The organism is Kitasatospora sp. NPDC022785, assembly GCF_055561295.1.
Window position 1 is genome coordinate 52322 of sequence record NZ_JBVHHB010000024.1, and the last position, 17647, is coordinate 69968.

Annotated in this window: 16 protein-coding genes; 7 read left to right on the top strand and 9 right to left on the bottom strand. The window is 73.9% G+C overall.

Translation table 11 applies throughout. The annotated features are described in order from the left end of the window. The first annotated feature begins 266 nt into the window (after window positions 1-266). Window positions 267-1769 carry an MFS transporter gene (locus tag ACZ3YO_RS30225; RefSeq protein ID WP_465575551.1) on the top strand — a complete coding sequence of 501 codons (1503 nt, stop codon included), beginning with the start codon at window positions 267-269 and terminating at the stop codon, window positions 1767-1769. Between the two features lie 94 nt (window positions 1770-1863). Here ACZ3YO_RS30225 and ACZ3YO_RS30230 read toward each other — a convergent pair whose 3' ends face one another. The 4 genes from ACZ3YO_RS30230 to ACZ3YO_RS30245 form a co-directional block, all read right to left on the bottom strand. After that, window positions 1864-2403: a hypothetical protein gene (locus tag ACZ3YO_RS30230; RefSeq protein ID WP_465575554.1), complete on the bottom strand. Its 540-nt coding sequence runs from the start codon at window positions 2401-2403 to the stop codon at window positions 1864-1866. Next, window positions 2400-2696 (bottom strand): Ada metal-binding domain-containing protein, encoded by a 297-nt coding sequence (locus ACZ3YO_RS30235; RefSeq protein ID WP_465575556.1) that lies wholly within the window; start codon window positions 2694-2696, stop codon window positions 2400-2402. Before ACZ3YO_RS30235 ends, ACZ3YO_RS30230 begins: the two co-directional genes overlap by 4 nt. Before the next feature lie 12 nt (window positions 2697-2708). Then, window positions 2709-3428 (bottom strand): 2OG-Fe(II) oxygenase, encoded by a 720-nt coding sequence (locus tag ACZ3YO_RS30240; RefSeq protein WP_465575559.1) that lies wholly within the window; start codon window positions 3426-3428, stop codon window positions 2709-2711. Window positions 3429-3510: 82 nt separating this feature from the next. Beyond that, window positions 3511-4017, bottom strand: a complete 507-nt coding sequence (locus tag ACZ3YO_RS30245) for a methylated-DNA--[protein]-cysteine S-methyltransferase (RefSeq protein WP_465575561.1) — start codon at window positions 4015-4017, stop codon at window positions 3511-3513. Between the two features lie 336 nt (window positions 4018-4353). Between ACZ3YO_RS30245 and ACZ3YO_RS30250 the strand changes: the two genes are divergently transcribed. Both ACZ3YO_RS30250 and ACZ3YO_RS30255 read left to right on the top strand, forming a co-directional pair. After that, window positions 4354-5133 (top strand): DUF1775 domain-containing protein, encoded by a 780-nt coding sequence (locus ACZ3YO_RS30250; RefSeq protein WP_465575564.1) that lies wholly within the window; start codon window positions 4354-4356, stop codon window positions 5131-5133. 238 nt (window positions 5134-5371) lie between these two features. Beyond that, complete coding sequence (locus ACZ3YO_RS30255; protein WP_465575567.1) at window positions 5372-6007, top strand: DUF5134 domain-containing protein; 636 nt, start codon at window positions 5372-5374, stop codon at window positions 6005-6007. 23 nt (window positions 6008-6030) lie between these two features. Here the strand turns inward: ACZ3YO_RS30255 and ACZ3YO_RS30260 are convergent, their stop codons facing one another. Then, entirely contained in the window at window positions 6031-6453 is a 423-nt protein-coding gene (locus ACZ3YO_RS30260; protein ID WP_465575569.1) for a hypothetical protein, read from the bottom strand. Window positions 6454-6662: 209 nt separating this feature from the next. On the opposite strand from ACZ3YO_RS30260, the gene ACZ3YO_RS30265 reads away from it, so the two are divergent. After that, window positions 6663-8147 (top strand): tyrosinase family protein, encoded by a 1485-nt coding sequence (locus ACZ3YO_RS30265; RefSeq protein WP_465575572.1) that lies wholly within the window; start codon window positions 6663-6665, stop codon window positions 8145-8147. 88 nt (window positions 8148-8235) lie between these two features. Here ACZ3YO_RS30265 and ACZ3YO_RS30270 read toward each other — a convergent pair whose 3' ends face one another. After that, a complete protein-coding gene (locus ACZ3YO_RS30270) occupies window positions 8236-8643 on the bottom strand; it encodes a hypothetical protein (protein WP_465575575.1) in 408 nt (135 codons plus the stop codon). A 452-nt stretch (window positions 8644-9095) separates the two neighbouring features. Here ACZ3YO_RS30270 and ACZ3YO_RS30275 point away from each other — a divergent pair, with 452 nt between their 5' ends. Both ACZ3YO_RS30275 and ACZ3YO_RS30280 read left to right on the top strand, forming a co-directional pair. Beyond that, a complete protein-coding gene (locus ACZ3YO_RS30275) occupies window positions 9096-10169 on the top strand; it encodes an ATP-binding cassette domain-containing protein (RefSeq protein WP_465575577.1) in 1074 nt (357 codons plus the stop codon). Further along, the gene (locus tag ACZ3YO_RS30280; RefSeq protein WP_396322217.1) at window positions 10166-10978 is read left to right on the top strand and encodes an ABC transporter permease; all 813 of its coding nucleotides are present in this window, start codon (window positions 10166-10168) and stop codon (window positions 10976-10978) included. Before ACZ3YO_RS30275 ends, ACZ3YO_RS30280 begins: the two co-directional genes overlap by 4 nt. Before the next feature lie 86 nt (window positions 10979-11064). Here ACZ3YO_RS30280 and ACZ3YO_RS30285 read toward each other — a convergent pair whose 3' ends face one another. Continuing rightward, complete coding sequence (locus ACZ3YO_RS30285; RefSeq protein ID WP_465575581.1) at window positions 11065-12291, bottom strand: cytochrome P450 family protein; 1227 nt, start codon at window positions 12289-12291, stop codon at window positions 11065-11067. A gap of 751 nt (window positions 12292-13042) precedes the next feature. On the opposite strand from ACZ3YO_RS30285, the gene ACZ3YO_RS30290 reads away from it, so the two are divergent. Further along, window positions 13043-16396 carry a S8 family peptidase gene (locus tag ACZ3YO_RS30290; protein WP_465575583.1) on the top strand — a complete coding sequence of 1118 codons (3354 nt, stop codon included), beginning with the start codon at window positions 13043-13045 and terminating at the stop codon, window positions 16394-16396. 201 nt (window positions 16397-16597) lie between these two features. Here the strand turns inward: ACZ3YO_RS30290 and ACZ3YO_RS30295 are convergent, their stop codons facing one another. Further along, a complete protein-coding gene (locus ACZ3YO_RS30295; protein WP_465547173.1) occupies window positions 16598-16942 on the bottom strand; it encodes a hypothetical protein in 345 nt (114 codons plus the stop codon). Between the two features lie 162 nt (window positions 16943-17104). After that, window positions 17105-17575 carry a hypothetical protein gene (locus tag ACZ3YO_RS30300; protein ID WP_396322213.1) on the bottom strand — a complete coding sequence of 157 codons (471 nt, stop codon included), beginning with the start codon at window positions 17573-17575 and terminating at the stop codon, window positions 17105-17107. Window positions 17576-17647 lie beyond the last annotated feature (72 nt).

Consider the following 17647-nt stretch of genomic DNA (forward strand, 5'->3'; position numbering starts at 1 on the left):
GGCCCGCCCCCCCCCCCCCCCCCCCGCGGCCCCCCCCCCCCCCGGGGGCCCCCCCCCGCGCCCCCGCCCGTCCCCCCGGGGGGGGGGCCCCCCGCCCCCCCCGCGCCCCCCCGCCGCCGTTCTGTCGGAACCGATCTGGCGGTTGGATATTCAAACGCACTGACGCTAGGGTGGGTCGCGATTTCAAACCCACTGGCCCTCCACCGCCCGGGAGCCCCTCGTGACCCTCCCCCGCCCTGCCACGACCCGCGTCCGGGAGGTGCCCGATGCCGCGCACTGACCGCAGCGGGACCGTCCTGCTGGCCGCTTGCCTCGGCCTGTTCACCGTCTTCGTGCAGACCACCCAGACCATCGGCACCCTCGGCGCCGTCCGCGCCGACCTCGGCCTGGACGCCGCCGAGCTGGTCTGGATCCCGAGCATGTACACCCTGGTGGTGGCATCCGTGGTGCTCGGCGCCGGTGCCTTCGCCGACCGCTGGGGGCGGCGGCGGATCTTCCTGCTGGGCACGGTGGCAATGGCCGCCGGCGGCCTGCTGCTGGTCTCGGCCGACAGCCTCGCCGCCGTGCTCGCCGGGCAGGCGGTCGCCGGCCTCGGCGGCGCGCTGATCACCCCCAGCTCGCTCGCCCTGGTCACCCACGCCTTCCCGGACCCGCGCCGCCGGGCCGGGGCGATCTCCGCCTGGGCCGCCGCCTCCGGCCTCGGCCTCGCGCTCGGACCGATCGCCGGTGGGCTGGCGCTGCGCTGGTCGACCTGGCACACCGCCTTCTGGCTCGGCCCGGCGGTCGCCGCGGCAGCCGCGGCAGCCGCCCTGTGGGGCGTGCCGGAGTCCCGGGTCGAGGGCGGCCGGCTGGACTGGCCGGGGCAGCTCCTCGCCACCGCCGGGCTGGCCCTGCTGATCTACTGGCTGATCGACGGCGGCCACCACGGCTACCTCGCGGGCGCACCGCTGGCCGCCGCCGTCGCCGCGGTCGTCCTGCTCGCCGCCTTCGCCGTGGTCGAGCTGCGCCGCGACCACCCGCTGCTCGACCTGCGGCTGATGCGCAACCCCTCGTACAGCGCCGCCCTGCTGCTGGCCGCCACGGTGCTGTTCGGCTTCGTCGGCCTCTCGCTGCTCCAGGTGCTCTGGCTGCAGCAGGTGCGCGGGCTGACCGCGCTCCAGGTGGGCGTCCGACTCCTTGCCGAGTTCGGCATGTTCATCGCCGCCTCGGTGCTGGCCGGGGTGCTCGGACGGCGGGTCGGGGCCACACGGCTGATCTTCACCGGACTACTGCTGGCGGCGGCCGGCGCCGCACTGTTCGCCGGCGTCGGACCGGCCGACGGATTCGGCGGCTACGCCCCGGCGCTGGTGGTCTTCGGCTTCGGCTGCGGCCTGGCCAACGCGCCGTCCACCGCGCTGGCCGTCGGCCACGTGCCGCGTGGCAAGGAGGGCGTGGCGGCCGGCACGGTCAACGCCGCCCGCCAGGTCGGCGCGGTCCTCGGCACCAGCATCCTCGGCACCCTGATGACCACCCGCTTCGAGGACCGGCTCGGCAGCCTGGCGCGCCCCCGACCCCAGGACGTGGCGCAGGCCTTCACCGGGGCCGTCGGCCACGCGGCCACGGTCGGCGCCGTCGTCCTGCTCGCCGGAGTGGCGGCCGGCGCAGCACTGCCGGCCCTGGCCCGCCGCAACCGGCCCGCTCCGGCCCCGGCTTCGGCCCCGACCCCGGCTCCCGATTCCACTCCCGCTCCCGCTCCCGCTCCGACGGAGACGGTCGTCGCGCCGAACTGAGCCACCGTCAACCGGCGCACTGTCAGGCACCGGTGCTCCGGACCGGCCCCGGATTGCCGCCCTGGATTGCCGCCCGGGAGACACCACCCGGGAGTCACCGCCCGGCCGGCTCCGGCGGGTAGTAGGCGATGAGTTCGCCGCCGATGCGCCATGAGCCTCCGTCGGCGGCGGCTCCCCGCATGCCCGAGAGGGTTGCGGCACCGGCCGGTTCGACGGCGGTGATGCTGCCGGTGGAGGCGAAACCGAAGGTCCGGGCCGGATCCCAGTCGGTGCTGTGGCGCAGCCGCCTGCTCATCTGGGACCAGCCCCGTGGCCCGCCGGCGACGACCCACGCGTCCGGGGTGGCGGCGGTGAAACGGCGCGCGGGCCGCAGCCAGGAGGCGGCGTCCTCGGGCCAGTCCACGACGGCGAGGACGGTCCTGCCGGCTCCGCGCCAGGCGCCGGCGAAGGCGTTCGCGGCGGCCACGGAGGCGGCGTCGCGGCCGTGGCCGATCACGACCATGCCGATCCGCGGCCGAGGTGACGCCAACAGGCCTAGAAGTGCGGAGAGTTCGGCCTCGGTGTGCGGCTCGGGCAGTGGCGGTCGGCCTCCCGGACGCGGGGCGAGGGGCGAACGGCTGCGCGCGGTGCTCACGTCTCCTCCTTTCTCCGGGCCTTCCAGGCCGCGTACTTGGCGGGCAGACAGACCGCGCACGGGCGGTAGCCGGCCGCGACGGCCGCCGGCTCGTCGGCGAAGAACACCCGGTGCCGCACGTACCCGCCGGCCGCGAGGGCGCGCAGCGCGGACGGGCAGTCGAGCCGTCCGTAGAGGCGGGCCCGGCGGTGGCCGCCGAGCGTGCCGGGAGTGGTGCTGCGGTAGCTGCTGCCGTCCGCGCCGAGCAGCGTGAACGCCGGCCTCGCGGGCGGGGGCGGGGGTTCGTCGGTCACGGCCACGGCGGGTCAGGCGGCATCGTGGAAGACGAGGCCGAGGGTGTGGCGGCGCCCACTGCGGACGGTGCTCACCCCATGGCGCATCGGTGCGGCCGACCATCCGCGCGCGGAGGCCACGGGCCGGTCACGGGTGGTGAAGACCAGGCCGTGGCCCTGGCGGAGAGTGACGGACGTCCCGCGGGACTGGGCGCGCGGGCGCTGCTCGACCATCAGGAACTCCCCTCCGGTGTAGTCGGCCCCGGCGGCGTCGAGGCCGATCACCACCTGGAGCGGGAAGACGAGGTCGCCGTAGAGGTCCCGGTGCAGGGCGTTCCAGTCGCCGCGGCCGTAGCGCAGCAGGATCGGGGTCGGCCTGGTCTGCCCGGCCTCGTGGCACAGGTCCAGCCACTCGGCGAAGCCGTCCGGCCACGGGGCCGGACGGCCGAGCCTGGCGGCCCAGTCACGGGCCACGGGCAGCAAGCGTGGGTAGAGCGCCTGGCGCAACTCGGCCAGCAGCGCGGGGAAGGGCTCCTGGAAGTAGCGGTACTGGCCGGAGCCGAACCGGTAGCGGGCCATGTCGACGGTGGAGCGGAAGTGCCCCACCTCGTCGTAGAGGCCGGCGATCGCGGCGCACTCCTCGGGCGTGAGCAGCGGCCCGGTCGGGGCGCAGCCGAAGGCGTCGAGCTCGCCGGCCAGCGCCGGCCAGTCGGTGGCGGCCAGGCGGTCGGTGGGCTGGGTGGTGAGGGTCATGGGTTCGTCTCGTCCGAGGTCAGGGGCGGGTTCCGAAGGGAGTGGCGGGCGGCGCCCGTTCGAGGGCCGCCCGGTGCCGCGCTCAGGCCGCCAGGGTCGCGCCCTCGTGGGCGAGGAGCTGCTGCTTGCGGTCGAGGCCACCGGCGTAGCCGGTCAGCGAGCCGTCCGCGCCGATCACCCGGTGGCACGGGCGGACCAGCAGCAGCGGGTTGGCGCCGATCGCCGCCCCGATCGCGCGCACGGCCGAGCGCGGGATGCCGGCCCTTTCGGCCAGGTGGCCGTAGGTGGTGGTCGTGCCGTACGGGACGGTCTCCAGCGCCGCCCAGACCTGTCGCTGGAAGTCGGTGCCGCGAGTGGCGTACTCCAGCTCGAACGTGCTCCGCCCGCCGGCGAAGTACGCCCGGATCTGCCGGGCGATCTCGGCGAAGGCCTCCGGCCGGTGCGTCCAGCCGTCCTGGACGACGGCGGCGTTCCTCTGCCCCGTCATGGACACCGAGACGAGCGCGGTGCCGCCGGTGGCGGTGGCGGAGGGCTCGCCGACCAGCAGCAGCTCCCCCACCGGGGTGTCGATCGTGGTGTAGGCGGTCATCGTGGCGCGCCCCTTTCTCAACTGTCCGTCTTTTCCGTGTCGTTCTGCATCCACTCTGCGGGTGGTCGCGCGCGGTGTCCGGCGGGATTCGGACACGGCGTTGCGGCCGACCGGTGTTGATCACCGGCCGCACGCCGATCATCACGGCGACAGCCGGTCTCCCGGGGGCCGAGCGTGAAGCGCGACGTCGGGTGCGCGTGGCCGCTGCGCGACGTGAGGGCCGAGCACCGCGTCTGCTGCCACCGCCTCGGTGCCGCTGCGGGGTCGGCACGGCATCGATCCCTCCGCTTCCGCGGTCCGGTCCGGCCCGTCGTGGAGGCGAGCCGGACCCGGCTGGTGCACGATGGCTGCGTCACGGCCGTACTCGGAGCGGCCACCGTCGCCCGGGAGAACGCCGTGTCCGTCCTCTGCTCACGCACTGTCACCCGCGCCGCGACCATTGCTGCGTCGACCGCCGCCGCCGTCGCACTGACCGCCACCGCGGCTCTCGCGCACGTCGAGGTCGAGTCGGACAACGCCAGGGCCCTGGCCACGAACGTCACGGTCACCTTCACCGCCGAGGCGGAGTCGAGCACCGCGGGTCTGGCGAACTTCCGGGTCGTCCTTCCGGAGGGCATCAGCCCGGGCGACGTCACGCTCGCGGACGCCCCCGCCGGCTGGACGTTCGCCGCCACCACCGACGGCTACACGGTGGGCGGACCGGCCCTCGCGGTGGGCCAGGACGCCGTGTACAAGGTCACGATCAGCCGGCTGCCCAACACGGACGAACTGGTCTTCAAGACCCTGGAGACGTACAGCGACGGCCATGTCGACCGCTGGATCGAACTGCCGCAGAACGGCTCGGAGCCCGCGCACCCGGCCCCCGTCCTGAAGCTCACGCCGGCGTCGCCCGGTGCCACGCCGGCATCGCCCGTCACCACGCCGCCGGCCACGTCCGCCGCTGTGACAAGCACCGGCCCCACGGGCTCCGTCACGGCCGTCGCGAGCACCGCCGGTGACGGGGACGGCTCCTCACCCGCTGTCCCCATCGCCGTCGGTGTCGGCGTCGCCGTCATCGTCCTGGCCGTCGCCGGCGCCCGGTGGTGGCGGCGCGGACGGGGCCGCTCCACAGGCTGACCGGTTGTCCGAGCGAAGCGGTGTCGCCTTGCACGGTGGGTGAGTTGGGCGCGGAAACGGACGGTGACCGGATCGCCTCCGCACCCGTGCGGTCCCCGCGAGCGGCGAACGGCACCCCGGCCTACCGTGGTGGTAGGAGAGCCGGCAACCCGCGGCCGACTGCCCGGCAGTGCGAGGGCGGCTCCGCTGCCGGCAGCTCCTCACCGGGCCGGAGTACGGCCATGGAACGGGGGTTCCCGTGCAAGAACCCGTGATCGCCACCGCCCTCCTGATCACCCTGACCGGCTGGTGCGCGGTCCACTGCGTGCTCGTCATCGCAGGGCGTCGCTGTCCGGACCGCCGGCTGGAAGCGACCGAGATCGTGATGGCGCTCGCCATGGTCGCGATGATGGCTCCGGCGTTCGACCCGCTGCCGAACGTCCTGTGGGCGGCCCTGCTCGCCGCCTCTGCGGTCTGGCCGGCACTCCTCCTGGCGGAACGGGTGGGCCACCACTCCGGCTCGGCGTCGGCCGGTACCTGGCACCACTACCCCCACCACGTTCTCAGCGCGGCCGCGATGGCCGCGCTGATGCTCTTCATGGCGCCGGCGCACCACCACTCCGGTGGCGGTGCCGCCCACGTGGGCACCCATGCGGCGGTGCCGGAATGGACGCTGCTCACCCTGGCCGCGTACTTCCTGGGCCACGCCGCCTCCGGCGCCGGCGCGATGCTGCCGCGCCCGGCGGCCGGCGCCCGGCCCGCAGGGGCACCGCCGGCCCGCACCCGCGGACCGGCCGCGCCGAACTCGCCCGCTGTGACCTCACCCGGCCTGGTCTCCGCGCGGCGCACGGTGATGTCGATCGGTATGGTCTACATGCTGCTCGGCATGAGCTGACGGCGGGCTGTCCGTCGACCGGGTCACGCGCCGTCGCGCCGCACCGCGAGGAAGCTCGCGGTCTGCCCGGCGGGTGCGCCCCCGTGGGGCTCCGCCCGCAGCACCGTCCCGGCAAGGACCAACCGCTGGTCGATCCCGGTCTCCCAGTGGCGCAGGATGATGCCGTCGTACTCGTAGTGGAAGTCCGCGATGGGCGACCGGCCCCGACCACTCAGGGTGAACGCGACGCGGGACGAGGCCGATGCCGTTCCGGCCATATCCATGACGATCAACGGCTCCTCTCCCGGATCCGAGAGAATCAGCTGACCGTTGACGGCGCCGTCCGGTTCAGCCACCAGCTTCAGCTTCGCCTGTGCGAACCGGAGCTTGTTGAAGTCGTCGACGGGATCCGGCAACTCAAGAAAGCTCCGGTACGTGTACGTCCCGGTCAAATCCATGACGTTCATTTCGTCCCTCCTGGACAAGGTGAGGCAGATCGAGCACCTCGCTCCAGGGTCCTGCGATCGCCCCGCTCCGCCACTGCTGCTCGTCCGGATGACGCGCGCCGATCACCCCTCCGGACGTTTGTGGACGAAATGCCGTGGGGGCGGCCGTCGTCGTTGGTAGCAATCAGGGGCACCCAACGAGGGTGCCCGGCCCGGACCTTAGGAGTGACATGGCGAACGGTACGTTCGTGCGACGAGACGCGAGCAAGATGGCCGAGTGGGACCCGGTGCTGTACTGGTACGCCCGGGCCGTGGGACGGATGCAGCAGCGACCCGTCACCGACCCGACCAGCTGGGAGTTCCAGGGCTGCATCCACGGCATCCCGCCCACCATCACGGAGAGGAACGACGCGTTCAGCCAATGCCCGCACGGTGGCTGGTTCTTCCTCCCGTGGCACCGGGGCTACCTCTGGTACTTCGAGCGGATCATCCGGGCGGCCATCAAGGAGATCGCCGCCGAGGAGAACATCACCCCCGACCCCTCCGCCACGTGGGCCCTGCCCTACTGGAACTACGGCCTGGACGCACCCACCGAGGCCCTGCCCACGAACTTCACCTCGCGCGCTCTTCCGGCGGCCTTCCGCAGTCCGAAGATGCCGGACCGCCCGGGCGGAACCGACCTCACGGTTGACAACCCGCTCTTCCTCAGGGACGACTTGACCCCGACGACCCAGGCGGACTTCTGGAAAACCCCGCATCGCAGCGCGGGCACGAACAGCGCCAAGGAAGTCATCCGCTACTCGGACATCAATCCCTTCAGAGCGATGAGCGAGACGATCTTCGCCTCGACCAAGAGCCGGTTGGACGTCCAGCCGACCTTCGGTAGCGAGATCACCTACACCGACATGCCCCACTTCCAGCCGGCCTTCGGCGACCTGGAGAACGTCCCGCACAACCAGGTCCACGGTGGCGTGGGCGGCTGGATGGGCTTCGTGGACGGCTCCGCCCGGGATCCCATCTTCTGGCTGCACCACTCCAACCTCGACCGACTCTGGTCGGGCTGGCTGGACAAGGGCAACCAGAACCCGGACCACACGTCCTGGCTGGACCACGAGTTCATCTTCTTCGACGAGAACGGGAAGGAGAAGAGGACCTCCAGCAAGGTGGTCCTGGAAGATGCGCTCAACTACACCTACGAGTCGCTGACCGACGGGGTGGGCACCCGCCCGGTGATCGTACCGCCGGCCACCGCCCCGCAGCCGGGCGAACGGGTCCTGGCGGCCTCCGTCGCCAACCCCCGGCAGCTGCTCGATGTCCGGGCGGCGACCACGGTGTCCCTGGAACCGAGCGGCGTCGAGGGGGCCATGCGCTCGCTCGCCGCCAGCGACCAACCGCAGACCAACCTCATCCTCACGGTGCACAACGTGCACACCGACATGCCGCCCGGGACACCGTTCCACGTCTTCCTCAACGGCCCCGACGGCGACCTCGACCCGGAAGGCCCCTACTTCGTCGGCTGGATCTCCTTCTTCGGGATGGCCAAGGCCGGCGGGCACGACGCGAGCTACGACGTCACCGAGCAGGTCCAACGGCTGGAGGAACAGGGACTGCTGCCGGACGGTCCGCTCACCGTCTCGATCGTGCCGTCGATCCCGCAGCCGACGACGGGTGGCCCGCAGCCCAGCTTCGAGAGCGTCAGCCTCACCAGCTTCTAGGAAGTCCTGACAGGGACCGGGTCGGGCGTGACCCGTGGCCCTACGACTCGTCGGTACGTCCGGGAGGACGAGGGAATCGCGTCCCGTGCTACCGGTCGGCTGGGCCTGCCGCCGGACCGGCGCAGCCGTCAGGGCCGGCCGGACACGTGGTGTCCGCGCCCCGGCCGTTCCGTTCGTCGCCGAGGGCCGCATCGACCTCGGCGGCGGACTGTTCGGGGCTCTCGTCGAGTCCGTTCCCGGCCCGCATCTTGTCGGGGTAGAGCTGCTCGTCGGTGCCGAAGCGGGGGGAGGTGTCGGGGGCCGTCGTGAACTCCGTCGGCTTCTGCCGGCCGATGTCGTCCGGGCTCCACGGGTGCCACGACAGCAGGCCGGCGGGCGCGGCGGCGATCACCACCACGGCGAGCGCATCCCTCCAGACCCTCCACTGGCGGATGCGCCCGCTCGCACGGTCCGGCGGGTAGGCATCGCTGCGCCAGGATCCGGCGAAGGCCCGCACCGCCCCTTCCCCGGACCGGGGCGACCGTACGAGCGGCGGGTTCCCCGCCGGTGGGCGGGCGGCGGCACCCGGGACCGCGGGAGGCCGGTGGAGACCGGTCAGGGGCAGCGGGCTGGAGGCCTGGACAGACATGCGGCGCGATGACTCCTGTACGGGGACGGACAAGAACACGGTTGTGTAGGAGATAACGCCCCGGATCCGACCACCGGTTCAGCCGACCGCGGGGGCGGGCAACGGTGGAACCGACTGTTCGCCGGGCCGCGGCCGGCCTGCGGGCAGCGGACACGTCCGGCGGGATTCGGCGCGGCGTTGCGGCCGGCCGGGGTGGCCGACGGGGCGAACGGGGGGCCGCGGCGCTGCCGTGGGCGTGGACCGCGGGGGAGGCGACAATGGAAGAAGGTCCGGCCGGGCCGGTCCCGGCGGCAACCGTCATCGCGAGTGGGGACGTGCCCATGGGACAGGCAGCCATCAGCGTCGTCGGTCTCAGCAAGCGGTTCGGGTCGGTGACCGCCCTGCACGGGGTGGACTTCGACGTCCCGGCCGGAACGGTGTTCGGCCTGCTGGGGCCCAACGGCGCGGGGAAGACGACGGCGATCCGGATCCTGACCACCATCCTGCGGCCGAGCGGCGGCCACGCCGCCGTCCTCGGGCACGACGTGGTCCGCGAGGCGGCGACGGTGCGGCGGCTGATCGGCCTGGCCGGCCAGTACGCGGCCGTCGACCCGAACCTCACCGGGCGGGAGAACCTGCGCCTGATCGGGCGCCTCACCCAGCTCCCCCGCGCCCGTCGGCGCCCCCGGGCGACCGAGCTGCTGGACCGCTTCGACCTCGCCGAGGCCGCCGACCGCCCCGTCCGCACCTACTCGGGCGGCATGCGGCGCCGGCTCGACGTCGCCGCGGCCCTCGTGCCGGAGCCGCCGGTGCTCTTCCTCGACGAACCGACCACCGGCCTGGACCCGCAGAGCCGCACCGCCCTCTGGGAACTGATCCGCGAACTGGTCCGGGACGGTACGACCGTCCTGCTCACCACCCAGTACCTGGAGGAGGCGGACCGGCTCGCCACCCGGGTCGTGGTCGTCAACGAGGGCCGCATCATCGCCGACGACACCCCCGCCGTCCTGAAGACGCGGCTCGGGAACACGGTGATCGAGCTGGGCATGGGCGACGAGGCCCGGGCCGTCCGGGCCGCCTCCCTGATCGCGAGCCGCGTCGGCGAACCGCCCGAGCGCGAGGGCGCGCTGCTCCGGCTGGCCTCCCGGGACGGGTCGCGGCTGCTGCTCGACGTCCTGCACTCACTGGAGGCCGGCCGTCTCGTCCCGCACACGGTGACCGTCCGCGAGTCCAGCCTGGACGACGTCTTCCTGGCCCTGACCGGACGCAGGACGCGTGATGCGGGGCCGGCCGGGGCGCCCGCGCCGGGCGAGGCCTCCGCGCCCACCGGCGACCCCGCGTCCGTCGGTTCCCCCGCGCCCACCGGCGACTCCGCACCCGTCGACGGCCCCGCCTCTCCCGGGGGCCCGTCATGACCGTGATCGACGCCGGGCAGCTCGGGCAGCTCGGCACCCGCATCGCCGCGCCGGTGCGGGACGGCCTCGCGGTGGCCTGGCGCAACCTGATCGCGCTGCGCCGGGTGCCGCGGCTGCTCGTCTTCTCCACCATCCAGCCGCTGGTCTTCGTGCTGATGTTCCGCTATGTCTTCGGCGGAGTGGTCGGACCCGCGCTGCCGCCCGGGGTCGACTACGTGGACTTCCTGATCCCGGGCATCTTCGTGCAGACCGCCGTCTTCGGCTCGATGAACACGGCGATCGGTCTGGCGACCGACATGCAGACCGGGCTGATGGAGCGGTTCCGTTCGCTGCCGATGGCGCGGTCGGCGGTGCTGTCCGGCCGCACGACGGCCGACCTGGCGCGGAACGTGTTCGTGGTGACGCTGATGACCGCCGTCGGTTTCGCCCTCGGGTTCCGGATCCACGCGGGCGTGGCCTCGTTCCTCGGCGGGGTCCTGCTGGTGCTGGCGTTCGGCTTCGCGATGTCGTGGATCTTCGCGGTGGTGGGTCTGGCGGTCGGCGATCCGGAGACCGCCCAGGCCGCCGCGTTCCCCGTGCTGGCGCCGCTGGTGTTCGCCTCCGCGGCCTTCGTCCCGGTGAGCACCATGCCCGGCTGGCTCCAGGCCTTCGCCGACCACCAGCCCGTCTCCAAGACCGCCGAGGCGGTCCGGGTCCTGGTGCTCGGCGGACCGGCCGTCTCCGCGGTCTGGGAGGCGCTCGCCTGGGACGCCGGGATCGTCGCGGTCTTCGCGCCGCTTGGCGTCTGGTTCTACCGCCGGGCGGTTTAGGTCCCGTCCGGCCGAGAGCGGCGGGGAGGTGCGGGCGGACCCCCGGCCCGGCTGCCGGGGGTGCCCGGAGCGGGGGCGGCTGTGCCTCACCCCCGCAGGCGCACCGGAAGGCTCTGCACGCCGCGCAGGAGCGTGCTCGCCCGCCAGCGGAGGTCGGCGGGCTCGGCGTCGAGGGCGAGGTCGGGGAAGCGTCCGAGGAGGGAGCGCAGGGCGATGGCGGCCTCCGTCCGGGCGAGCGGGGCACCGAGGCAGTGGTGGATGCCGTGGCCGAAGGCGAGGTGGCCGCGGCGTTCGCGGCGGATGTCGAAGCGGTCGGGGTCGGGGAAGTGGCGCGGGTCGCGGGAGGCGGCGGCGAGTGAGACGAGGACGCTGTCGCCGGCGGGGATGGCGGTGCCGCCGATCTCCAGTGGTTCGGCCGCGAAACGGAAGGCGGCCGCGCCGACCGGCCCGTCGTAGCGCAGGGTCTCCTCGATCGCGGCGTCGACCAGGCCGGGATCGGCTCGCAGGGCGGCGAGTTGGCCCGGGTGGGTGAGGAGGGCGAGGGTGGCGCGGGAGATGAGGTTGACGGTCGTCTCGTGCCCCGCGACGAGCAGCAGGAAGGCCATGCCGAGGAGTTCTTCGGCCGACAACGGGGGCACGCGGTCGCCCCCGGGCCCGTCGCCGGTGGCCGATGCGGCCACCAGTGCGCTCAGCAGGTCCCTGCCGGGGGTGGAGCGCCGGGCCTCGATGAGGGCGCCCAGGTAGTGGGTCATGCCGGCGACCGCCGCACTGGCGGCCTCGGCGGAGCCGGGCGCGACGATCTCCGCCGACCAGGCGTGGAAGTCGCCGTGGTCGGCCGCCGGCACGCCGAGCAGTTCGCAGATGACGGTCATCGGCAGCGGCAGGGCGTAGGAGGCGACGAGGTCGGCGCGGCCGGCGGGCGGCATGGCGTCGGACAGCTCGTCGAGCAGGCCGTCCGCGATCTCCTGGATGCGGGGGCGCAGCGCCTGGATCCGGCCGGGGGTGAAGTCGCGGGCGACGAGCGTGCGGAGCCGGGTGTGCCGGGGCGCGTCGGTCTGGAGCATGTTGAGGCCGATGGCGTGGCCGCCGTCGTCGTTCCAGGAGGAGGAGTGGCGGATGTCGTTGCGCAGCCGGGGGTCGGTGAGGGCGGCCCGGGCCTCGTCGCGGGCGACGACCAGCCAGACCTCCCCGGACTCCGGCACCAGGACGCGGTGGACGGGCCCCTCGGCGCGGAGCGCGGCGTAGACGGGGTACGGGTCGGTGGTGACGTCGAGGCCTGCGGGGGCGAGGTCCTGAAGCGTTGGAGCGGTCACGGGGGTCCCTCCCGGCGGAGCAAGCGGGGACTGTTCCCCGCTTAATGGTCCGACCGTACCAGGAAACGGGGATTGCCCCCCAGTTCGGATTCCTCGGACCCGCGTCCGCCCGCCGGCGCCGGCATCGAAGGAGGCGGCCGCGGTCGCGGGCGACGCGCCCCCGGGCCGATCGCCCCGTCACCGTACGTACGATGACTCTGCGTCAGGTGACTTGCAGTCCGATCGTCGGACACCCACCCGACTTGGCACCGGGGCTCGCCACGGGCGATCCGGCTCACCCCCGGATGGCCCCATGGGGCGACCCGCGACGGACCCGGGTGGCGAGTGTTCGCCGCCGTCCGGAGTCCGCCACTTCCCCGTGATCGCGACCCGGCGACGCCCCCGGCTCCGCATGACGAAAACGTCTGCAAATAGCCGGATTTCCTTCTCCTTTCTTTACTTTCCGATGGCATGAGCCCCCTTGTTGCCTTGGTGTTCGATGCGCTGGAATTCGAGCGTTGTCGGGACGCGCGGTCCGGAGGCATCGCGCGTCCTACCGGATCCGCGCGCCCGGGCCATGCAACCTGACGTCTCACCAGACGAAAGGATGTCCATGATCGGCTGGCGGAAATCCCAGCTGGCAACTGCCGTCACGGTCACCGCCGCGTCCATGGTCCTGACCTTCGGGACCAGCGCGAACGGCGCGCCCGTCCCGGACTCAACGAACGCCCAGGCGGCCCCGGCGGCCTCGGCGGACGGAGCTCCGGCACCGGTGATCGTGATTCTCAGGGACCAGATCGCCGAGGCCCCGGCGGACGCCGGGCACCTGGGCGCACGGAAGCAGAAGGCGGCGTCCGCCCAGGCGCCACTGCTGGATCGGGTCAGGGCCGGCGGCGGCACCAACATCAAGAGTTTCGTGGTCGGAAACGCCTTCTCCGCCACGGTCGGCCCGGTACTGCGGGCGGCGTTGCAGGCCGACCCGGCGGTCGCCTCGGTGGTGACGGACGACCAGGTCGCCGTCACCCCGCCGACCGGGGGCAAGGGCACGGGCAAGGACCGGACGGACGCCCCCGCGGCCGCCCCCGGTGCCCAGACGCCGAAGGCGACCGCCGCCGCTCCCGGAGCGACCGGGGGCGGCAAGGGCGGCGAGGAGAACGCGACCAACACGGTCTGCCCGTCCGACCCGGCCAAGCCGCTGCTGGAGCCGGAGGCGCTGTACTCCACCCGCACGGTCGGCACCGCCGGTTCGCCCGGAGCCGCCGACCTGGCCACCGGCAAGGGCGTGAAGGTCGCGTACATCGCGGACGGGCTCGACCCGGACAACCCGGACTTCATCCGGGCCGACGGCTCGCACGCGGTCGTCGACTACCAGGACTTCTCGGGCGAGGGCACCGACGCACCGACCGGTGGTGCGGAGGCCTTCGGTGACGCCTCGGCGGTGATCGCCCAGGGCCGCCAGGTGTACGACGTCTCGAAGTTCGTCAACCCCGCGCTCCCGCTGCCGGCCGGTTGCAACATCCGGGTCCGGGGCATCGCCCCCGACGCCTCGCTCGTCGCGCTGAGGGCCGGCGGCGAGATCCTGCCGAACTCCGCGATCCTTCAGGCCATCGACTACGCGGTCACCAACCACGTCGACGTCCTGAACGAGTCCTTCGGGGGCAACGTCACCCCCGACAGCGGTGCGCACGACACCATCTCGCTCTTCAACGACCAGGCCGTCAGGGCCGGCGTGACCATCGCCGTGTCCACCGGCGACGCCGGGATCAGCGGCACCATCGGCACCCCGGCCACCGACCCGAACGTGATCGCGGTCGGTGCCTCCACCGACAACCAGAACTACCAGCAGACGGGGTACGCGGCGGCCCGGTTCTCCAACGGCACGTGGGACGACAACCGGATCTCCGCCCTCTCCTCGGGCGGTTTCACCCAGGCCGGCCGGACGGTCGACCTGGTCGCCCCGGGTGAGTCGGACTGGGCGCTGTGCTCGCCGGACACCGCCAAGTACACCGACTGCAACGGCTTCAGCGGCGCCGGCTCCCCGATCCAGCCGTTCGGCGGGACCAGCCAGTCCGCGCCGATGGTCACCGGAGCCGCGGCCCTGGTCATCCAGGCGTACCGCGACACCCACAAGGGGGACTCGCCCGCTCCCGCACTGGTGAAGAAGTTCCTCACCGGCACCGCCCAGGACCTGGGGCTGCCGGCCGAGGAGCAGGGCGCGGGCCTGCTGAACGTCCGCGCGGCGGTCGAGGCCGCCCGTGGCTACCAGAGCGGCGCGGGCGCGAAGGACGGCAACACCGTCGTCGTCACCACCGGCCAGATCGACGTCACCGGTGCCCCCGGCTCAGCCCACACCGCCGACGTGACGGTCACCAACACCGGTTCCACCCCGCAGACGGTGAGCGGAGCCACCCGCAGCTTCGCCCCGCTCTCCGACGACCGGCGGACCGTCCGGCTGGACTCCTCCTCCGACCAGACCTTCCCGTACGCCACCAACGGCGCCACCTGGGTCCAGCAGAAGGTCAGGTTCAGCGTTCCGTCCGGCGCCGACCGCCTGGCCGCGTCGATCGCCTGGCAGGGCGCGGCCGGCCCGGCCGGCAACGGCCCGGTCGTCCGGATGACGCTGCTCGACCCGTCCGGACGGTTCGAGACCAACACCCGTCCACAGGGCGGTGCGACCCCGGCCGACTTCGGCCTGGTGGACGTCCCGCACCCGGTGGCGGGTGACTGGACCGCGGTCCTCTACACCCCGGCCGGCAAGAGCGGCTACACCGGCCCGGTCCTCCTGGACACCGCCACCCAGCGCGCGGTGCCGGCCGGCGGCGTGAGCCCGCAGGTGGTCGAGCTGGCGCCGGGCGCCAGCAGGACCCTTCACGTCCAGGTCACCACGCCGGCGACCGGCGGCGACTCCAGCGAGTCGGTCACCGTCGCCACCTCCGACGGCCGCACCACCAGCGTGCCGGTGGTCCTGCGCAGCCTGGTCCCGGTCAGCCAGGGCACAGGCAGCTTCACCGGCACCCTCACCGGCGGCAACGCCCGCGGCAGCTCGCCCACCCAGAGCTTCGCCTACGCCTTCGACGTCCCGAAGGGCCGGCACGACCTGCGGGTCGGCGTGACGGTCGCCAAGGACCCGAAGCTGCTCATGCAGGGAGCGCTGATCAGCCCGAACGGCACACCGGTCGACATCGAGGGCAACGCGCTCCTCGACGCGAGCGGCCACCTCACCGGCACCACCGCCGGTGTCTCGGCGACCACGGTCGACCCGGTCGCGGGCCGCTGGCGGTTCGTCCTGACCGTGGTCGGCCCGGTCAGCGGTGCGGAGCTCAGCCAGCAGTTCACCGGTACGATCGGCCTCGACCTCGACCGGGCCACCGCGGCCGGCCTGCCGAACGACCCGCGGACGAAGCTGGCGGCGGGCAAGCCGGTGACGGTGAGCGTGAACTACACCAACAACACCGTCGCCACCCAGAACGTCGCGACCAACGCCCGGCTCGACGGCCGGGTCGACCTTCCGCTGGTGCCGCAGGGCACCTCGGCGACGGTCGGCCTGCCGCTGACCGCCGATTCGACCACCCCGTCGTTCCTGGTCCCGCCGGGCACCGACGCGCTGACGGCCGTGTCGGCGTCCTCCGTGCCGGCCCACCTGGAGATCAGCGGCGCCGCCGGCTCGCCCGACCTGTTCGGCGACCTGAAGAAGGCCCGCAACGGCTCGACCGTCTCGGTCGCCAGGGACGCCGGCAGCCCCGGGCAGCCGGTCGTCCCGGGCAGGTGGAGCACCTTCGTGCAGCAGATCGGCCCGTTCGGCGCCGCCGGCGCCCCGGCCGGTACGGCCACCATCACCGCCACCGCCCACACCCGGGCGTTCGACCCGGCGGTGGCCTCCAGCACCGGCGACCCGTTCGCCGCCGCGGTCAGCGCCACCGCCCCGGCCGCCGTCCCGGTGACCGTCCGGCCCGGCGCCACGGGCACGCTGCAGGTCACGCTCACCCCGACCGGTCCGAAGGGCGGCACCGTCCACGGCGTGCTGTACCTGGTCTCCGGCCCGACCACGGTGGCCACCGCCAACAACCAGCTCGGCACCACGGGTTCGGTCCTGGCGGCGATCCCGTACACCTACACGGTGAACTGACACCTCGTCGGACCGGCCGAGGCCGCCCCGGGTTCCGGGGCGGCCTCGGCTGCTCTCCGGCCGCCGGAGACCGGCCGGGGCGGAGAACAGCCGGGGGCCGGGGCCGGTCGCCCGGCACACCGACGCCGGATTGCCGCGGTCTTCACGCGCTCGGCGTCCGGTACCACCGTCGGGCGGTGGAGCGCTGCGAGGGGGCCCGGTCTACGGATGCTCCTCGTGGTGGCCGCAGAGCCAGGCCAGTGCCCCGTAGGCGCCCAGGGCGTAGTCGGCGTCCACGCCCCGCCCGGCGCCCGCGCGGATCTGGACGGCGGCGGCCTGGAACTCCGCCAGCAGCTGGGCCCGGCACGGCCCGACGGCGCCGACGGCCGCGGACGCGGTCACCGGGGCGCCCACCTGGGCACCCACCGCCCAGCGGTAGGCACCCAGCACGCCGTGCTCGTAACGCGTCCACGGCTGTCGGCGGTTGTTCGCCGCCTCCAGGGCGGCGAACACCTCCGCCGCGGAACGCACCCCCACCGCCACCATCGTCGTCTCGTCGGCAGTCATGCCCCCGACGCTACGACCGCGCCCGCCCCGGCGCCCGGGCACCCTCGCGTTCCGGCCGGCGGACACGCCGTGGAACCGCCCTCCCGCGCGGTCGTACCGGGGCCACGGCGACCCCCTCGGCATTGACCCGGCCGGGTGAACCGCTCCGCCGGCGGCGGCCGTTCACCGGCTCTCGATACCCACCGTCCCGTGCAGCAGCCGGCCCGCCGCCCGCGCCTCGTCCAGGCTCCGGGTGAACGCCGCGACCCGCTCCTGCGGCTCCAGGCTCATCAGGCCCGCCGGCCACGTACCGGGCGGGACCACGATCACCACCACGCCACCGCGCCCCTCGGCGGCCGCCAGCCAGCCGGGCGAGACCGCCACCCCCGCGGCCGGCTCCCAGACCTGCCGGCCGCCCACCAGCACCAGCCGCTCGAACCGCTGCCCGCCCACCTCCACCACGCCGGTGGTCGGCGGCGGCTCCCCCGCCGCGAGGACGAAGCCACTGTCCACAGCGTCCACCACCAGCTCCCCGTGCAGCCGCACACCGACCTCCACGATCGCCTCGGCGACCAGCGCGCCCGCCGACTCGCGCACCGCGAACGCCCACACCATCGGCGCCCGCCGGGCACCACCATCCGCCTCGTCTGCCACACCCTGACCAACGAGCGGGCCGCCCCTTCGGCTTCCCCGCGGCCAGACCTTTCGCGGGAAGTCCCCCGCCCC